The following is a 17,123-nucleotide window of genomic DNA, read 5'->3' as shown; positions in this document are numbered from 1 at the left end:
TATGTCCTTTACCAGCCAGATGCTCACCGGCAGCAAGCCGGAACAATACGCCCAGTTGACCGCCCAGGCCCGCGCGCTGCTGGCCGGCGAACCGGATCGCATCGCCAATGCCGCCAACCTGGCAGCGCTGGTGTACCACTCGCTGCCGGATCTGAACTGGGCCGGCTTCTACTTTTTCGACGGTACCGAACTGGTGGTGGGTCCGTTCCAGGGTCTGCCGGCCTGCGTGCGCATTCCGCTGGACAAGGGCGTGTGCGGCGCTGCCGCCCGCACGCTGCAGACGCAGCGGGTGGAGGATGTCGACGCGTTTCCCGGTCATATCGCCTGCGACAGCGCCTCGCGTTCGGAACTCGTCGTCCCGCTGAGCACGAACGGACAACTGGTCGGTGTATTGGACCTGGACAGTCCCAAACTGGCGCGCTTCGATGAAGAAGACCAGCGCGGCCTTGAATCCATCGCCGCCGTCTTTGTGGAGTCGTTGACGTGAGTACCAGCAAGTTGCGGAATATCGGCCCCAAGTCGGCCGCGTGGTTGCGTCAGGTGGGTCTGCGCACGCAGGAAGATCTGGTGGCGGTTGGTTCGGTGGAAGCGTTTGTGCGGGTCAAGCGCGCGGGCTTCCGCCCCAGTTTGAACCTGCTGTATGCGCTGGAAGGCGCGTTGCTCGACTGCCATTGGCAGCAATTGCCCGAAGCCCGCCGTGGCGAATTGCTGGTGGCCTACGACGCGGCCGCTGCGCTGTTGCCGGCGCCGCGCGACCGGCCCGTGGCCGCCCCGGTGACGACCACCCAGGTGCAGGAAGATGAGCACATGGTGCCGTCGATGAACCTGTTCGATTACACCGGCGGCGATCACGACGACTGAGCCGTAGCTCAGAACAGCCGTGCGCTGGCAGGGGCCAGCACCAGCGCCAGCAACAACAGACTTTCAATCACTTCGGTGCTCGCGCCCAGGCAATCGCCTGAGATGCCACCGAGCTTGCGCTTCCAGAACCAGGCCACCAGCGGCGCCAGCAGCAGCGTGATCAACAGAGGCGGCGCCAGCCAGGCGCTGACGCCGATCAGCAGCACGCCCCACATCAAGTCCCAGATCGCGCCGCGACTGCGGTGCCAGCCAAACTGTTCGGCCATGCCCGGATGCAATGGTGGCAGGAAGCGGCTCCACAGCAGGGTCGTGGCCCAACGCGCCCACGCAGGCAGCAACAACAGACCCAGCCACCAGGGTGACCTGGCCAGCTCGGCCAGCAGAACCAGCTTGGTGATCAGTTGCAGCACCACCGCGACCGTGCCGAACACTCCCATGTGCGGGTCTTTGAGCACTTCCAGAAAACGTTCGGGTCGACGATGCGCCGCACCCAGCGCATCGGCCACATCTCCCAGGCCGTCCAGATGCAGAGCGCCGGTCACCCATACCCACAGCAGCAGACACAGCAGCGCAGCCAACCACGGGCGCGCATCGAGCAGCGCCATCGGCAGCAGCAACAAGGCGCCGATGATGATGCCGACCAGGGGAAACCAGACGGCGGTGCGGCTGAGTTCCTCCGCGCGGAAATCGCGCAGCTGCGGCGTCGGCAGACGGGTCAGGAATTGCACCGCCAGGATCAATCCTCTCAGTCGCATGTTTGCCTCAGTTCAATCAGTTCGCCCCACAACCGGTCGCTGCCGTCCAGGCCGATGCGCAGGCGCACGCGCGTGCCGTACTCGATGCGCATGGCCCAGAGCGCTGAAAGGGGCAAGCCGCAGGCCAGCGAAATCGCCAGCCGAATCGGCCCGGCATGACTGACCACCAGCACCCGTGCCGCATCATCCCGCGTCGCCAGCGCCCGCAGCGCGCGTTCCACCCGCGCCTGGAACAGCGGCCAGGGCTCGGCGTTTGGTGGTGGAAACCTGACCGGGTCGCGCTGGAACGCGGCCAGCGCCGCGCGCCCCGCTTCGCTTGCCGCGATTTGTTCCTGCGACAGGCCCTCCCACTCGCCGAAATGCCATTCGCTCCAGTCTTGCGAAATCAGCAGAGGTGGTGCGGCAGCGCCTAGCCAGGCCTGCGCCGTCTGGCGCGCGCGTTGCAGCGGCGAACTGACGATTTGGCTCCATGCCACCTGCGGCGCAGCAGGCCACGCAGCGCAGGCATCGGCCAACAGCGGCGGATCATGGCGACCATCAAAATGGCCGCGCCTGCCGGTGTCGCCATGGCGGACCAGATCGACAATCACCCGGCATCACCGCGATTGTATACGGCCGCATCTTCAAAGGTCGCCATGTCGTTGTGGAGCGCGCAAGCCAGCCGCAGCAGCGGCACCGCCAATGCCGCACCACTGCCCTCGCCCAGGCGCAGATCCAGCTGCAGCAGCGCCTGCGCCTGCAGTGCTGCCAGCACATGGGCGTGGCCGAGTTCGGCCGATTGATGCGAGAACAACAACCACGGTCGCAGCTGCGGTTGCAGTGTGATCGCGGCCAAGGCCGCCACGGAAACGATGAAGCCATCGACCAGCACCGGCACGCCGCGCTGAGCGGCCGCGATCATCGCGCCCGCCATCGCTGCGATTTCCAGCCCGCCAAGGCGGCGCAGGGCTTCCCACGCCGGCGCCTGCGGATCAGCCAGTGCCGGACCATGCAAGGCCAGCGCCTGCTCCACCACGCTGCGCTTGTGGGCAATGCGGGCTGCGTCCAGACCGGTGCCGGCGCCCACCAGCTGCGCAGGCGACAAGCCGGTCAGGGCACACGCCAGGGCGCTGGCGGCCGTGGTATTGCCGATGCCCATCTCGCCCAGCACCACCAGATCGGGCTCTACGCAAGTGGCCAGCGCGCGTCGTCCCGCCGACAGCGCATGGGCCAGTTCGCCCTCGCTCATTGCCGCCTCGCGACTGATATCGCGCGTGCCCAGGCAAGGCTTGTCGGTGATCACGCCAGCAATCGCGTGCGTGGCCACCGAGCCGGCATCAATCACCTGCAGCGACAACTCCAGCTCGCGCGCCAACACCGCAATCGCGGCGCCACCACTGGCGAAGTTATGCAGCATCTGCACGGTCACTTCCTGCGGGTAAGCCGAGATGGCTTGTGCGGCCACGCCATGATCGCCGGCGAATATCAGCACGGGCACCTGCCGTGCGCCAGGCCGGTCGCGGCGTTGCAGCGCCGCCAACTCGATGGCCACGCTTTCCATCCGGCCCAGGGATCCGGCCGGCTTGGTCAGGCGCGCCTGCCGCGCGACAGCGCGCTCGCGGTGTTCGGCGGAGGGCAAGGGCGGGCTGTCGGCGATCCAATCGAAAGACACGGTGGTTCCTGCGGCAAGGGGGAAGGCATTCTAGCCAGCCCACGGCCCGGGCAGGCGCGCGGTTCTGCTAGACTGCGCCGGCTTTCGGGTGACGCACGGACGTTTTGTCCCTGCGTTGAAACGGGAAGCCGGTGAAGCATCGCGTATCACTCGATATGCCGAGCCATTCCGGCGCTGCCCCCGCAACGGTAAGCGAGACAAGTCCAGACAAGCAGCCACTGTGCATGCACGGGAAGGCGTCTGGGCGGCGAAGAGACCCTTCGCGCTCGCGAGTCCGGAGACCGGCCTGGAAGATGACTGGTTGCGACGCGGTGGGCGTTGCGGCGGCCCGCCGCGCGCATTCTGCATTCTCCGCCTGGCCCGTCCGCTGTTGTTCCCGCCGTTGCGCAACCTCCCCGACCACAGTCGCGCGGGAGCGCGCGGCGCACGGAGCACCGCCTCAATGCCACAACTTCGCCTCATCAGCCTGGCCATCACCCTGGCCTTGCCCGTCCTGGCCTTTGCGCAGGACAACACCACCGAACTGGATGACGTCGTCGTCACCGGCACCCGCACCGCCGTCTCGCTGGAAAACAGCCTGGTGCCGGTGCAGGTGATCGATCGCGCCGACATCGATCGCAGCCAGGCCAATTCGCTGCAGGATCTGCTGCGCGGCCGCGCTGGCGTCAACCTGACCAACAGCGGTGGACTGGGCAAGCAGACCTCGCTGTTCTTGCGCGGCACCAACTCCAGTCACACGTTGATCCTGATCGATGGCGTGCGCGTGAACTCGGCCGACTTCGCCGCCGCGGCCATCCCGGATCTGCCGCTGGCGCAGGTTGATCGCATCGAAATCATGCGCGGCCCCAACTCCAGCCTGTACGGCTCGGAAGCCATTGGCGGCGTGATCCAGATCTTCACCCGCCGCAACGAGGGCGCCTACACGCCGTACTTCCAGGTCGGTGGCGGCAGCAACGGCCTGCGCCAGAGCAGCGCCGGCTTTGGCGGTGGTGGTGAGCGTGGCTGGTTTGGTGTCGATGCGGCGTACCAGCGCACGGATGGCATCAATGCCTGCCGCGGCTCGGCCACGCTGTTCCAGGGTTGCTACGCCGACGAGCCGGATCGGGATGGCTACCGCAACGCGTCGCTCAGCCTGCGCGGCGGCTACAAGCTGACCGACACGCTGAGCTGGGAGGCCAGTGCGCTGCGTGCCGAAGGCGCGACCAACTACGACGGCTACTACAACCACACCGACAGCGTGCAGCAGGTGTTGAGCACCAAGCTGCGCTATGCGCCGTCGGAGACGTTTGCGCTGACGTTCAACGCCGGCCGTAGCGACAATGAAGCCGACAACGTCGGACCGCCCTCGTTCGGCATGGAAGTCTTCGGCAGCAACAAGACCCACCGCGATACTGCGTCGGCGCAGGCCGACATCGGCCTTGGCGCCGGCCAGCTGCTGAGCGTGGGCGCCGACTGGTACATCGACCATATGGACAGCACGTCCGGATATGACGTGGACAGCCGCCGCAACGTGGCCGGTTTCGTCGAGTACCAGGGCAGCTTTGGCGCGCATCGTCTGCAGGCCAGCGCACGCAACGACGACAACGAGCAGTTCGGCAACCACACCACCGGCAGCGTCGGCTGGGGCATGGACCTTTCGCACGGCCTCAAACTCAGCGCCACGTACGGCACTGGCTTCAAGGCGCCCACGTTCAGCGATCTGTACGACCCGTGGAGTGGCACTGACACGCTGGAGCCGGAAAAGTCGCGCAGCCTCAACCTGGGCATCGCCCAGTACGGCCGCGATTGGCGCTGGTCCTTCGATGCTTATGACACGCGCATCGAAGATCTGATCACCTACAGCGGCGAGACGTTCAAGATGGTGCAGGTGGACGAAGCGCGCATCCGCGGCGCCGAGTTCACGGTCGACGTCACCCTGGCCGGCTGGGATCTGTCCGCGCAGCTCAGCCACACCGATCCGCGCAATCGCTCCAACGACGCGAACGAAGACAAGCTGCTGCCGCGCCGTGCGCAGAACACCGGCCGCTTCGATATCGATCGCGCCTTTGGCGACGTACGGGTCGGCTTGTCGGTCAATGGCGCCGGCTACCGCTATGACAACCTGGCCAACACGGTTCGCCTGAGCGGTTTTGCCACCACCGATCTGCGCCTGGAATACGCGATCAATGATTCCTGGACCTTGCAGGCCAAGGCCGACAACGTCTTTGATCGCCACTACGAAACGGTCGCCTGGTACAACCAGCCCGGCCGCGAATACGGCCTCAGCGTGCGTTACCAGCCCAAGCGCTGATCGTTCACCGCAACAGGAAATGCCCGGCTATGCCGGGCCTTTCTTCTTCTGTTAACTCGCCACGCCATTGCGCAACACACGCCGCCCCGATCAATCGTCTGCGATTTCGGCGCCGTCCTCGGCAAGCCCGGTCGACAACGGCTCATCGAACAAGCCTGGCTGGCTGACGCCATCGCCGCGCTCACGGAATCCGCCCAGGCCCACGCCCACCAGGCGATACAGCGTGTCGGCGGGCAGGTCGACGCGATCTTTCAACGCCAGCGCGATGGCCGTCAGTTCCTCCAGCGAAGACGGTGGCGCTTCCGGGGTGAAACTACGCGTGAGCAGCCGGAACTGTGCCGTTTTCAATTTGAGCACCACGGTGCGGCCCACGCGATCGGTCTTGCGCGTGGCGGTCCAGGTCTTGTCGGCCAGTCGGCGAATCGCCTCGTCCAGCCCGGACAGCGGCAGGTCGGTGGCAAAGGTGTCTTCCGCCGAAATCGACTGCACCGGTTGATCCGGCTCCACCGGACGCTCGTCGATGCCGCGGGCGCGACGGTAGAGACTGCCACCGAAACTGCCGAACCGCGCTTCGAGTTCGGCTTGCGACCACAGACGCAGTTCGCCGACCGTGCGGATGTCGAGCGCCAGCAGTTTTCCCTGCATGACCTTGCCCACGCCCGGAATGCGCTCCACCGGCAAGGAGGTCAGGAAGGCTTCCACCTGCGCTGGCCGGATGACGAATTGGCCGTCGGGCTTGTTCCAGTCCGAGGCAATCTTGGCGAGGAACTTGTTGGGTGCGATCCCGGCCGAGGCGGTGAGTGAGGTTTCAGCGCGAATCTGCGCTCGGATCTGCTCGGCAATGGCGGTGGCCGATGGCAGGCCGGTCTTGGGCTGGGTGACGTCCAGATACGCCTCGTCCAGCGACAACGGCTCCACCAGGTCGGTCTGGCGCAGGAAAATCTCGCGCACCTGCCGCGACACGGCCTTGTAACGGACGAAATCGGGCGGCACGAAGATCGCCTGCGGACACAGGCGCTCGGCGCGGATGGCCGGCATCGCCGATCGCACGCCGAAGGTGCGTGCTTCGTAGGAAGCGGCGCATACCACCGATCGGGCGCCACGCCAGGCCACCACCACCGGCTTGCCACGCAAGGCGGGATCGTCGCGTTGTTCGACCGACGCGTAGAACGCGTCCATGTCGATGTGGATGATCTTGCGCATGCAGCGACAAGCTTGGACAGGGCTGCGCCAAAAAGGCGAGGCGTTCATTGTAGGGCGGCGCCAACGAACCCAACAACAGACACACGCCTCCTTCACGGCAGCGCTACGCGACAAGGCGTGAAGTATCAGCCACGGGCGAATCTGCCGCGGGGGCAGGTCATGTTCGAGGGAACGACCAATCGCGACATCGTCGTCATCGGCGGCTCTTCCGGCGCCACGGCGCCGCTGAAGGTGCTGCTGGGCCATCTGCCGGCCGGATTTCCCGCCGCGGTGTTCATCGCCATGCACGTACCTGCGCGCGGCACCGGCATCCTGTCGATGGTGGCGGCTTCGGTCAGCCAGCTGCCGGTGCAGCAGGCGGAAGACGGCATGCCGATCGAACCGGGCAACGTCTATCTGGCCGTGCCGGATCGCCATCTGATCGTCGAGGAAGGGCGCATCCGCCTGGGCAACGGTCCGCGCGAAAACCTGGCGCGCCCGGCCATCGACGCCTTGTTCCGGTCCGCCGCGGTCGCCTATGGACCGCGCGTGATTGGCGTGATCCTGTCCGGCATGCTCAGTGATGGCGCCGCCGGCATGGAGGCGATCAAGCGTTGCGGCGGCGTCGCGGTGGTGCAGGACCCCAGCGACGCCATTGCCGACGAGATGCCCACCAATGCGCTGCGTGCCACCAACGTCGACGTCACTGCGCCCGCTGCCCGGCTGGGCGATGTGTTGTCCGATCTCACCCGCGAGCCGGCCGGTTGGCCGCGACCCGCGCCCGCCGACATCCGCCTGGAAGTGGCCATTGCCGCGGGCGAACGTGCAGACAGCCAGGTGATGCGCTCGATCGCTGATCCGGTGCCGCTGAGTTGCCCGAGTTGCGGCGGCGTGATGTCGGCCATCCGCGAGAGCCGGCCGCTGCGCTTCCGCTGTCAGGTCGGCCATGCGATGAACGCCGATGTGCTGGCCCAGCAACAGGAGGGCGCGGTGGACGAAGCGATGCGCGTGGCATTCCGGCTGATGGGCGAACGCGCCGAGCTGGTCGCGCGGCTGGCGGTCGAGAACCGCGATGCCGGCCGGGTCGCCATTGCCGATGCCTACGATATCCGCGCCAGGGAGTATCGCCGCTACACCGACGTGCTGCGGGAAGCGGTGATGGCCTCCATGGTGCACTTGCCCGAGGCCGGCACGTCGCCGGATCCGGCAGCCCTTCCGCCCGCGGAATATTCATTATGATGCCGGCTTGACGACCACGACCGCGGGAGCCACTCCTCCCGCCACCGATACCATGACCGAAGACGAACAGACTCCTGCTGCTGCCGACAACGATGCCGTGGCCGACACTGCAGTGCCGTTCTTCGTCGTGGGGCTGGGCGCTTCCGGCGGCGACACCGCTGGCATTGCAAAGGCACTGACCATACTGGCGCCACTGCGCGAGCTGTGCGTGGTGTTGGCGCTGCGCGACCGCGACGCCCTGGATGAGCAGCAACTCCGCGACGCGCTGGGCAGGGACGCACACAAACTGGTGGTACCGGTCGATGGCCAGCGGCTGGAACCCGCGACGGTCTATCTGCCGACGGCGGGCATGCTGTTTACCCTGGAAGAAGGCCAGTTGCGCATGCGCAAGCTGGACGAGCACAGCGAGCGTGGCGTCATCGATACCTTCATGCTGTCCATGGCGCAGGACCAGGATGGCAACACCATCGGCCTGATCCTGGGCGAGACCGATGGCGACGGCGTGCTGGGCTTGACCGCCATCAAGGAATCCGGTGGCCTGACCCTGGCCAGCGGACGCGCTGACCTCAGTTCCAGCGAGCTGAAGAACGCCAATATTCCGGCCGCGGTCGCGGACTACCTCCTGCCGCTCACGGAGATCAGCAGTCGCATCGAACAGCACATCGTCCACTACAACCGGATGGGCGAAGCGCTGGCCAGCGAGGCCGCCGCCAAGGCCAGCCTGGACAAACTGAGCCAGATCGCGGATCTGCTGCGCAACAACACCGGTCACGATTTCCACGGCTACAAGCGAGCCACCTTCATGCGCCGCGTGCAGCGACGCATGCAGGTCGTGCAGGTGGCCAGCATGACGGCCTACATCGACGTGCTGCGTTCCAGCCCGGATGAGGCACAACAACTGTTCAATGATCTGCTGATTGGGGTCACCCAGTTCTTCCGCGACCGCCGCGAGTTCGACTTCCTCGAATCGCACGTCATCCCCAAGCTGTTCCAGGGCAAGGGTCGCAGTGATCACCTGCGGGTCTGGGTGCTGGGCTGCTCCACGGGTGAAGAGGCCTACTCGCTGGCCATGTTGCTGCGGGAATACGCCAATACGATGGACGCGCCACCGCACATCCAGCTGTTTGCCAGTGACATCGATGGTCGCGCATTGGCCGTGGCGCGTGTCGGCCGCTATCCGCAGAGCATCGCCGAGGAAGTGCCGCAGGATCGGCTGGCGCGCTGGTTCGTCAAGGAGGGCGAAACCTACAGCGTCTCCAAGGAACTGCGCGAGATGTGCGTGTTTTCCCAGCACAGCATCGTCAAGGATCCGCCCTTCTCGCGCCTGGACATGGTGTCCTGCCGCAATCTGCTGATCTATCTGGATGCGGACCTGCAGAACCGGATCATCCCGCTGTTTCACTTCGCCCTGCGTCCGCACGGTTACCTGTTCCTGGGTAATTCCGAGAACGTGTCGCGGCACGCCAAGCTGTTCGCACCGGTGGAGCGCACCTTCCGCATCTTCCAGAAGCTGGACGTGGATACCCGTCTGCATGCCGGCTTCACCTTTGCGCATGTGGTCAGCCACAGCCCCACCATCCCGACCGTGCCACGTCCGCAGAGTGCCAACCAGAACCTGGTCCGCCAGGGTGAGGGCATTGCCGAGCGCTATGCGCCCGCCTACGCCATCGTCGACGATCAGTTTGATGTGCTGCACTTCTCCGCGCAGGCCGGCCGCTACATCCATCCAGGCGGCGGCACGCCCAGCCTGAACCTGCTCAATCTGGTCCACCGCGATCTGCGGCTGGATCTGCGGGGCGCGCTCAATCGCGCGGCGACCGAGAATCGCCAGGTCCACGTGGAAGGACTGACCATCAGCGATCCCGCGCAGCAGAACACGATCGACCTGATCATCGAGCCTGCCATCGACAGTGGCAGCGCCCCACGCGGGTTCGTGGTGCTGTTCAAGGACGGGCCCAAGATTCCGGCCTCCGGCACGATGGCCCTCGGCGCCTCGGCCGCGCACGACGATCACGTACGCTCACTGGATGCCGAACTTCGCGTCACCCGCGAACGCCTGCAGGCCATGATCGAGGAGCTGGAAAGCGCCAACGAGGAGCTCAAGTCCTCCAACGAGGAATACCAGTCCCTCAACGAGGAGCTGCAGAGCGCCAACGAGGAACTGGAAACCTCCAAGGAAGAGCTGCAGTCCGTCAACGAGGAAGTCACCACGGTCAATGGCGAGCTCGCCCATCGGGTGCAGGAGCTGGCCCATGCCAACAGCGATCTGAAGAACCTGCTGGAAAGCACGCAGATTGCGACCATCTTCCTCGACAACGAGCTGCGCATCACCAATTTCACCCCGGCGGTGGCGGATATCTTCCCGCTGGTGGAATCGGACATCCATCGCCCGCTGGGGCACATCAAATCGCGGGTTAACTACGACGAACTGCAGGACGATGTGCGCAAGGTCATCCGCACGCTGTCGACCATCGACCGGGAAATCGAGAATCCGACCACCGGCATGCGTTACATCGTGCGTGTGCTGCCGTACCGGAGCGTGGACAATTTCATTGGCGGCGCCGTGGTCACCTTCATGGACGTCACCCCGCTCACCCGTGCCGAGCGCGCCCTGCGCGAGAGCGATAGCCGTCTGCGCAGTTTGATGGAAGGCATTCCGCAACTGGTGTGGCGTGCGGTGGATGATGGTCATTGGACCTGGTCCAGCCCGCAGTGGGCCGCGTACACGGGGCTGAGCGAGGTCAACACGCTGGGCCAGAACTGGCTCACCGCCCTGCATCCGGATGATCGCGAGGCCACGCTGCTCGCCTGGCAGCAGGCGGAAGACAAGAGCGCGTTCCATATCGAGCACCGGATCTTCAATTCCGGCGAAGGCGCCTATCGCTGGTTCAACACCAAAGCCATGCCGGTGGTGGATGACACCGGCGTCATCATCGAGTGGCTGGGCACGTCCACGGAAGTGCATGACCTGCGGCGCCTGCAAGGCGAGCAGCAGCTGATGGTCGCCGAGCTGCAACATCGCACCCGCAATCTGCTGGCGGTCGTGCAATCCATCGCACGTCAGACCGCCAAGGAGACCGATGATCTGCAGGCCTTCAGCGGCGTGCTCGAAGATCGCCTGGCGGCGCTTTCGCGCGCGCAGGGCCTGCTGTCACAGCCGGAGGCGGAAGCCATCACCCTGGGCAACCTCCTGGCGATGGAACTGGGTGCGGTGGCCGGGCACGCCAATCCGGAGCGCATCACCCTGGAAGGGCCGGATGTGCCGCTGCGGCGTTCCGCCATCCAGATCCTGGCGCTGGCCATTCACGAGCTGACCACCAATTCGCGCAAGTATGGCGCCCTGTCGGAAGGGCGTGGCCGGCTCAACGTGCAATGGCGCATCGAAGGCGATGCGGACGAACCGATGCTGAGCATCGACTGGCTGGAAGAAGACATCGACACGTCCGACGCGAGCCAGCTCGGTGGTGGCTATGGACGCCAGCTGATCGAGCGCGGCATTCCGCACAATCTGGGTGGGCAGACAACTTACGAACTGGGCCCGCATCGCCTGCACTGCACGATACGCGTGCCCCTGGCCACGGCCAAAGCCAGCAGGCAGAAGAGCGTGGATCGTGCAGTGGCGGTGAGCGACAGCTAGGGCTTCAGCATCTCGCTGAGGCGCCCGCGGGTGGCGAATTCCCACTGGCCACCGTATTCGACGTCATCCAGCTTCCAGCCGCTTTCTTCGTGGACCATGACGGCGTAGTCGGTCCAGCGCACCGGCTGCTGGCCAGGGATGACGTTGGAAAACACTATCGGCACTCGCTGGTTCTCGTCATTCAGGCGGACGGGCATGCCGATCTCGAAACCGGTCGGTCCTTCGAACAGGCTGCTGAAAAAGTCGCCCTCGACAAACGGCGGTTTTTCGTCCGGATGGGCCACGATGGCCTGGTCACGTACCTGGCGGGCACGCTCCAGCTGCGCTGTCAGCCGTTGCGAGATGTAGGGGCGATAGCCATCCAGCAGATACTCGTCCGGTACGCCGGAGTCGCGATTGCGCAGGTGCTGGGTGTAGAACTTTTCGAGCATGGCGCGCGAGCTCTCGGTGGGCGGTGCCACTTCCACCGGCATCCGCTCCGGCATCGGAGGTTCGGTGCCCGGCGTGGGGCCGCGCTCGGGTGCGCAACTGGCCAGGCACAGACTCAGGACTATCGGCAACACGACGGTGGCGCGCATCGACATGCGTTTCCTTGGGATCGGAGTGGAAAGACACGGCGGCGATGCCGCCCGAGCGGCATCCTGTCAGCGCAGCGACGCGCGCCAACATAGGAAACGTCCGAATGCCGTTATCGACATCGCGCCTTCGTCAGTAGTTCTACCGAAGGCGAAGGCGCGTGCATGCGCAATACTGATGGGACGGAGGATCCGCCATGTCAACATCACGTTCGCCTCGCCCCTTGCCACTGTCCGCGCTGCCCTGTTTGTCCGTGGCGGTGACCATCGCCTTGGGTGCCTGCGCATCGCCACCCGCGGCTCGTTCCGCCGACAGTGCGCCTGCCACCACAATCACGGCGCCGGCACCGGTGCCGGAACTGCGCCCGGGCATTCCGGCCGGCTATCTGGGGCGGAATCTTCCCGACAGCCTGGTGCTGCTGCCCGCGCCGCCCGCAGAGGGCACGCCTGCGTTTGCCAACGACCAGGCGGTCAGCCGCGCCTCGCAGAAACTGAAAGGAACGCCGCGCTATGCATTGGCGGTATCCGATGCGGATTTGTCGTTTCCGCATACCAGCGGCGTTTTCTCCTGCGCGCTCGGCGTCAGCATCAGCCAGCAGAGCACCCCGCGCCTGTATCTGCTGCTGCAGCGTTCGATGATCGACGGTGGGCTGGCGACCTATGCGGCGAAAAATCACTACCAGCGCATCCGCCCGTTCGTGCACTACAACGAATCCACCTGCTTCCCCAAGGACGAGGCGTCGCTGCGCAAGGACGGCTCTTACCCGTCCGGGCACACCGCCATCGGCTGGACCTGGGCGCTGTTGCTGACCGAACTGGCGCCGGAGGCCAGCGATGCCCTGCTCGCGCGTGGACGCTCGTTCGGCGAGAGCCGGTTGATCTGCAATGCGCACTGGCAGAGTGACATCCTGGAAGGACGCGCCGTGGCGGCCGGCGCAGTCGCCAAGCTGCATGCCGATCCGGTGTTCCAGGCCGACATGAAGGCAGCGGCGGCGGAGATTGCGGCGCAACGCACGGCCGCACCGCCCGATGCCGCCGCCTGCGCGCTGGAAAGGGAAGCCTTGCAGACCCGTATCCCGGGCGTGCTGTAGGCGCACCCAAAAGCAGGGTGCGGCGTGAAAGGCGCGCCGCACCCTATTCGTACCAGATCCGGAACTCCATTTCGGCCACCACGTCTCCTGCACGCAGCGACTGGCCGGGCATGCGATACAGCGAGGCTTGCAGCGGCACGACAAACTCGCCGCCGGCTTTGACATCGGCCACAGGCGCGCCAGCCGCGTCATGGACGCTGTTGAACGTCTTCAGCAATTGCAGCGGCGTGCCATCGCGCCAGCTGATCAGAACGCCAACCCCGGTGGCCGTCGATTGCAGCGCTTGCGCGGCCACCACACCCGTTTCGGCTTGCGCTTCCCATGAGGAGAACTGGTAACTGATGCCGCTCAGGCCGGCGGGGCAGTCGAGCAGGCGCAAGTCAAAACCTACCGCCTTGGTCGTGTCACCGGTGTTGCTCAGCGCGGACGCAGCATGGGATCCCAACGCAACAGTGACGTCTGGCGTGCTGCACGATCGCAGCTTGAGCTGAGTGGTGCCGGTGACGTGCAGTTCGGTCGCCTTGATGCCGCCGTAGTCGATCGTCGCCAAGGGTGCAGCAAACGAGAATTCACCAGTAGCTATCTCGCCGGTCTTCACCAGGCGGATCGCATAGCGCGCAGGGACGGTATGACTACTTCCTGTCGGCAGCTTCTGCGTGACCCTCGGCCAGGCAAGGACGCGCGATGGCGGCGCGCCGAAAGTGGGCGATGCCTGCGTCGAATCGAGCCAGGCCACCTGCACGCCCACGCCGGCCGGGGAGGTCGCATACGTCGAAGCCAGTGGCGCGCGCGTGATGCTGCTTGCGTAACCCCAGCTGCGTTGCTCGCTGGCGCTATTGCATTGCGTGATGGTGGCGGCTCCCGTCCCGACCCAGCCACTTTGCCAAAGCACCGTGCCCCGGGACCAGCCGTTGTCGCGGGAGATCGCCAGTGACTCCGGCAGCGCGATGGTCGTGATGACGGCGTCGCCCGTGCAGTCGGCCCGTGCCGTCGGCACGAGCACAGTCATCGGCAAGATTGCCATCCAGGTCGTCCAGCGTTTCGCCATCTTCCATCCTCGTGCTGCCCGGGTTTTGCGGGCTCGACCCCAACGCGGGTCGCACATAGGTTGGAGCAGCTCGACTGGGCCTGCACTCGGATTTTCCCGCACCCGACTGTAGGAAAAGTCCGGCATCGAACTATTGATAGCTCATCGCGATGGTCAACTCGGCATCGGCGCTGCCGCCGTACCTGCGGCTATTCGTAGCCCATGGTCAGCAGCACTTCTGAACTGAAGTTTCCTGGACTTACCTCGCCTGTGCGGTACAAAGCTGCCCGCAGGGTGATCTTCGAGTCGCCCCCTTTGCTTGACTGATAGTCGTCAAGCTTGTTCCAGGCTTGCATTTTCAGAGCCGAACCGTCACTTCGCATCAGCTTCAGTCCGATGCCTTTGGCCGAGGATGTGGACGTCATCTTCAGCAGGCCCATGTCATTGTCAACGGCTTGCAGGGAACTGAAAAGATAGCTGACTTTGCTGTAACCAGTGGGACAGCTGTTGATGCTGACGGTGAATTTCACCGGCGCCAATGTCGAACCCACGCCGGCAAACGAACCATTGGAATGCTTGCCCATGTCGACCGTGACGTCCGGCGTACTGCATGTCGGCCGCGTGAAGCTGGTGCTGCCCAGATAGTACTTGCGGTCGTAGGTGCCGGCTCCGTACCAGCTGTCACCACTGCCGCCAATACGCATTGCATAGATTTGTGTCCGCTTGAAGCTGCCTGGACTGACATCGCCGATTTTCACCAGTATGGCCTCGGACTTGCCGCCCCAGCCCGCCGACTGGATCAGGGTGCCGCCACAGCTCGCAGAGGCGCCGCTGGCGCTGCCTACGCCCGAGCCGGTGACAATGGCCGTGGTGGTCAGATTGGTGGGGCCACGCCAACCGTCGCTGCACCCTCCCTGCACGCCGACGATCCAGCGCAGGTAGGTCCAGGTCCGCACGGCGACGCCTACACCGGTCAGATTGGTCTTCCACACGGTGTACTGCGGGTTGGTTCCATAGGTGTAGCCTGATGGGGACAGGTTGATGCCGACGTTGTAGACGCCGATGCGATCACGCTCACGGGTCGCGCAAACATAAGCCTTCTCGATGCTGTCGACCGCGGTCCAGGCAGTGATGGCGCTGCCGGCCTTCAAGCCGGGTGGGACAGAAATCGTTTTCGCGAACGGCAGGTCGATGTCGGCTGGCGTCCGCGTATTGCATCTGTAGGCCGCATGCGCCGATCCCATCACCCAGAATGCGAAAAGGACAAGCAAACCCTGCGCGACCATTGTGCGCTGCCATCGGAGCCAACCCGGATTCACGCGGGTGCTGTGGGTGGTGGTGGCTGAGCGGCGCATCTGTGACTGGCTTTGCATGGTCTCTCCTAGGGGGTCCACGGGAAGCCGATTGAGTGCATGCCAGCCATGACCGGGCGAAGAGCTCGGTCCTTTCTTAGATGTGTCGCAGTACCTGGCTGATAGATATAAATCTACTGCGTATACATCTCATCGACACCCTATTGATCCGGAATGAAAGGCCAGAGAGGAATCGGAAGTCTCCTAGAAATTCCGCAGAGGAACCAGATGAGCCGCGCAGCACGGTGGGCTCCGACGCTGCACCGGCAAAGGCACAAACAAGAAAGGCCGCGGTTTGTCCGCGGCCTTCGATAACACCAGTACGCTTGGTTCAGCGCGCGAGCTTGACCAGGCTGGACGACACCCAACCCTTGTTGCCCAGCTCGTCTTCCACTTCCCACATCATTCCTTCCTTGTTGCCGGTGGGATACAGCAGCATGCCCGAGTCCAGATCGCGCACGGCGCTGCCGGTGCCCTTGGCATTGGCGAACAACCGACCAGGCTTGGTCATCTCCACGGCCTGCTCGGCATTGCTGGCAGCGGCATTGCCGGACAGGCCGCCGAGTTGGCCGACCAGATCCGTATAGGCCTGCAGGTAAGCCAGGGTGATCACCTGGCCGATTTCCGTATTGGCATAACCCGATGCGCCACCGGCGCCGTAGTCATTGCCGGTGAACAGGCCCGCGCTCGCGCCCCAGCCCACGTCGGTCTTCTTGGCGCTGCCTTCGGCCATCGCCACCTGCTCGGACGAGCGCACGTCGGTCACGGTGAGCACCACGTCGGCGGTCTTCTTCTTGAAGTTCAGGCCGCCCACGATCTGGCCGGCGTTGCCGCCGATCAAACCACCGAGCAGACCGCTCACGGCATTGCCGCCGGCGTTGTTGTTGGACGAAATCAGGTCCGGTACCAACACGTAGTCGGCTGCCTTCATCTGGCCCTTGCCGAGATTGGAGCGATTGCGCAGCTCGCCGCTGGCGGCCAGATCACGTTCGCCCTGCGCGGCGCTCAGGCCAGCGCCACGATCAACGAGGGTGAAGCAGCGCGATTTGTTGACGAACACCTTGATCAACTTCGACGGCGCCGGCAACTGCTGGCCGCTCCACCAGTTGACGCCGTCTTCCGGCTCCAGCACCGCGATGGTGCCCAGTGGCTTGGCGCACTTGGGAATGGCCGCGGCTTGCTGCTGGCGGGTTTCCTGCGCATTGGCGGCGATCGCCGAGGCGCTGGCGGCGCACAGCAACAGGGCGACGGGAGCCAGCAAGAGGGAGTGCGAGGTCGAGCGCTTGAACATGCAATCTATCCTTGGTTCTTGACGGAAACCCCGTCCCCACGAGGGGCGCGCGGGTGTGAAAAGGGCATCGGATCGAACGCGGGTCGTCGCAGGATCCGGCCAGAATCCGCGTCGGCTGCGAGGATCACCCCGCCAGATGACAGGCATGCGGCGATAATGGCGTGGCCTTTCC

Annotated in this window: 14 protein-coding genes and 1 riboswitch; of the genes, 6 read left to right on the top strand and 8 right to left on the bottom strand. The window is 65.0% G+C overall.

Features of this window, described 5'->3' with window-relative positions; translation table 11 throughout:
• The first annotated feature begins 1 nt into the window (after position 1).
• Together B5X78_RS11110 and B5X78_RS11105 are read left to right on the top strand one after the other, a co-directional pair.
• Complete coding sequence (locus B5X78_RS11110; RefSeq protein WP_079724610.1) at positions 2–487, top strand: GAF domain-containing protein; 486 nt, start codon at positions 2–4, stop codon at positions 485–487.
• Positions 484–861 (top strand): TfoX/Sxy family protein, encoded by a 378-nt coding sequence (locus B5X78_RS11105; RefSeq protein ID WP_079724609.1) that lies wholly within the window; start codon positions 484–486, stop codon positions 859–861. The genes B5X78_RS11110 and B5X78_RS11105 overlap by 4 nt, the downstream gene beginning before the upstream one ends.
• Positions 862–869: 8 nt before the next feature.
• On the opposite strand, the gene cobS is transcribed toward B5X78_RS11105, so the two are convergent.
• Genes cobS through cobT form a run of 3 tightly spaced genes read right to left on the bottom strand, consistent with a single transcriptional unit; the run spans position 870 to position 3,267 of the window.
• Complete coding sequence (gene cobS / locus B5X78_RS11100; RefSeq protein ID WP_079724608.1) at positions 870–1,616, bottom strand: adenosylcobinamide-GDP ribazoletransferase; 747 nt, start codon at positions 1,614–1,616, stop codon at positions 870–872.
• On the bottom strand, positions 1,607–2,206 hold the full coding sequence (locus B5X78_RS11095; RefSeq protein WP_079724607.1) for a histidine phosphatase family protein: 600 nt from the start codon (positions 2,204–2,206) through the stop codon (positions 1,607–1,609). The genes cobS and B5X78_RS11095 overlap by 10 nt, the downstream gene beginning before the upstream one ends.
• Positions 2,203–3,267 (bottom strand): nicotinate-nucleotide--dimethylbenzimidazole phosphoribosyltransferase, encoded by a 1,065-nt coding sequence (gene cobT / locus B5X78_RS11090; RefSeq protein ID WP_079724606.1) that lies wholly within the window; start codon positions 3,265–3,267, stop codon positions 2,203–2,205. Before cobT ends, B5X78_RS11095 begins: the two co-directional genes overlap by 4 nt.
• Positions 3,268–3,336: 69 nt before the next feature.
• Positions 3,337–3,571: riboswitch (cobalamin riboswitch) on the top strand.
• A 138-nt stretch (positions 3,572–3,709) separates the two neighbouring features.
• Here cobT and btuB point away from each other — a divergent pair.
• Positions 3,710–5,557, top strand: coding sequence for a TonB-dependent vitamin B12 receptor (gene btuB / locus B5X78_RS11085; protein ID WP_079726144.1), 1,848 nt, complete (start codon positions 3,710–3,712; stop codon positions 5,555–5,557).
• Between the two features lie 90 nt (positions 5,558–5,647).
• On the opposite strand, the gene dinB is transcribed toward btuB, so the two are convergent.
• A complete protein-coding gene (gene dinB / locus B5X78_RS11080) occupies positions 5,648–6,760 on the bottom strand; it encodes a DNA polymerase IV (RefSeq protein ID WP_079724605.1) in 1,113 nt (370 codons plus the stop codon).
• Between the two features lie 159 nt (positions 6,761–6,919).
• On the opposite strand from dinB, the gene B5X78_RS11075 reads away from it, so the two are divergent.
• Both B5X78_RS11075 and B5X78_RS11070 read left to right on the top strand, forming a co-directional pair.
• Entirely contained in the window at positions 6,920–7,978 is a 1,059-nt protein-coding gene (locus B5X78_RS11075) for a chemotaxis protein CheB (RefSeq protein ID WP_079724604.1), read from the top strand.
• A gap of 52 nt (positions 7,979–8,030) precedes the next feature.
• Entirely contained in the window at positions 8,031–11,615 is a 3,585-nt protein-coding gene (locus B5X78_RS11070) for a CheR family methyltransferase (protein ID WP_079724603.1), read from the top strand.
• Here B5X78_RS11070 and B5X78_RS11065 read toward each other — a convergent pair.
• Positions 11,612–12,193, bottom strand: coding sequence for a YqhG/Tai3 family protein (locus B5X78_RS11065; protein WP_139381534.1), 582 nt, complete (start codon positions 12,191–12,193; stop codon positions 11,612–11,614). The genes B5X78_RS11070 and B5X78_RS11065 overlap by 4 nt on opposite strands.
• Before the next feature lie 194 nt (positions 12,194–12,387).
• Between B5X78_RS11065 and B5X78_RS11060 the strand changes: the two genes are divergently transcribed.
• Complete coding sequence (locus tag B5X78_RS11060; protein WP_079724601.1) at positions 12,388–13,281, top strand: acid phosphatase; 894 nt, start codon at positions 12,388–12,390, stop codon at positions 13,279–13,281.
• A 43-nt stretch (positions 13,282–13,324) separates the two neighbouring features.
• On the opposite strand, the gene B5X78_RS11055 is transcribed toward B5X78_RS11060, so the two are convergent.
• The 3 genes from B5X78_RS11055 to B5X78_RS11045 all read right to left on the bottom strand — a co-directional run bounded on the left by B5X78_RS11055 (position 13,325) and on the right by B5X78_RS11045 (position 16,951).
• Positions 13,325–14,329 carry a fimbrial protein gene (locus tag B5X78_RS11055; RefSeq protein WP_176140846.1) on the bottom strand — a complete coding sequence of 335 codons (1,005 nt, stop codon included), beginning with the start codon at positions 14,327–14,329 and terminating at the stop codon, positions 13,325–13,327.
• 188 nt (positions 14,330–14,517) lie between these two features.
• A complete protein-coding gene (locus B5X78_RS11050; protein WP_079724599.1) occupies positions 14,518–15,681 on the bottom strand; it encodes a fimbrial protein in 1,164 nt (387 codons plus the stop codon).
• Between the two features lie 310 nt (positions 15,682–15,991).
• Positions 15,992–16,951, bottom strand: a complete 960-nt coding sequence (locus B5X78_RS11045) for a CsgG/HfaB family protein (RefSeq protein WP_079724598.1) — start codon at positions 16,949–16,951, stop codon at positions 15,992–15,994.
• Positions 16,952–17,123: the final 172 nt, after the last annotated feature.

Source organism: Pseudoxanthomonas indica (genome assembly GCF_900167565.1).
In the GTDB taxonomy this organism is placed as follows: domain Bacteria; phylum Pseudomonadota; class Gammaproteobacteria; order Xanthomonadales; family Xanthomonadaceae; genus Pseudoxanthomonas_A; species Pseudoxanthomonas_A indica.
This window is presented reverse-complemented; position numbering and strand designations above follow the sequence as displayed.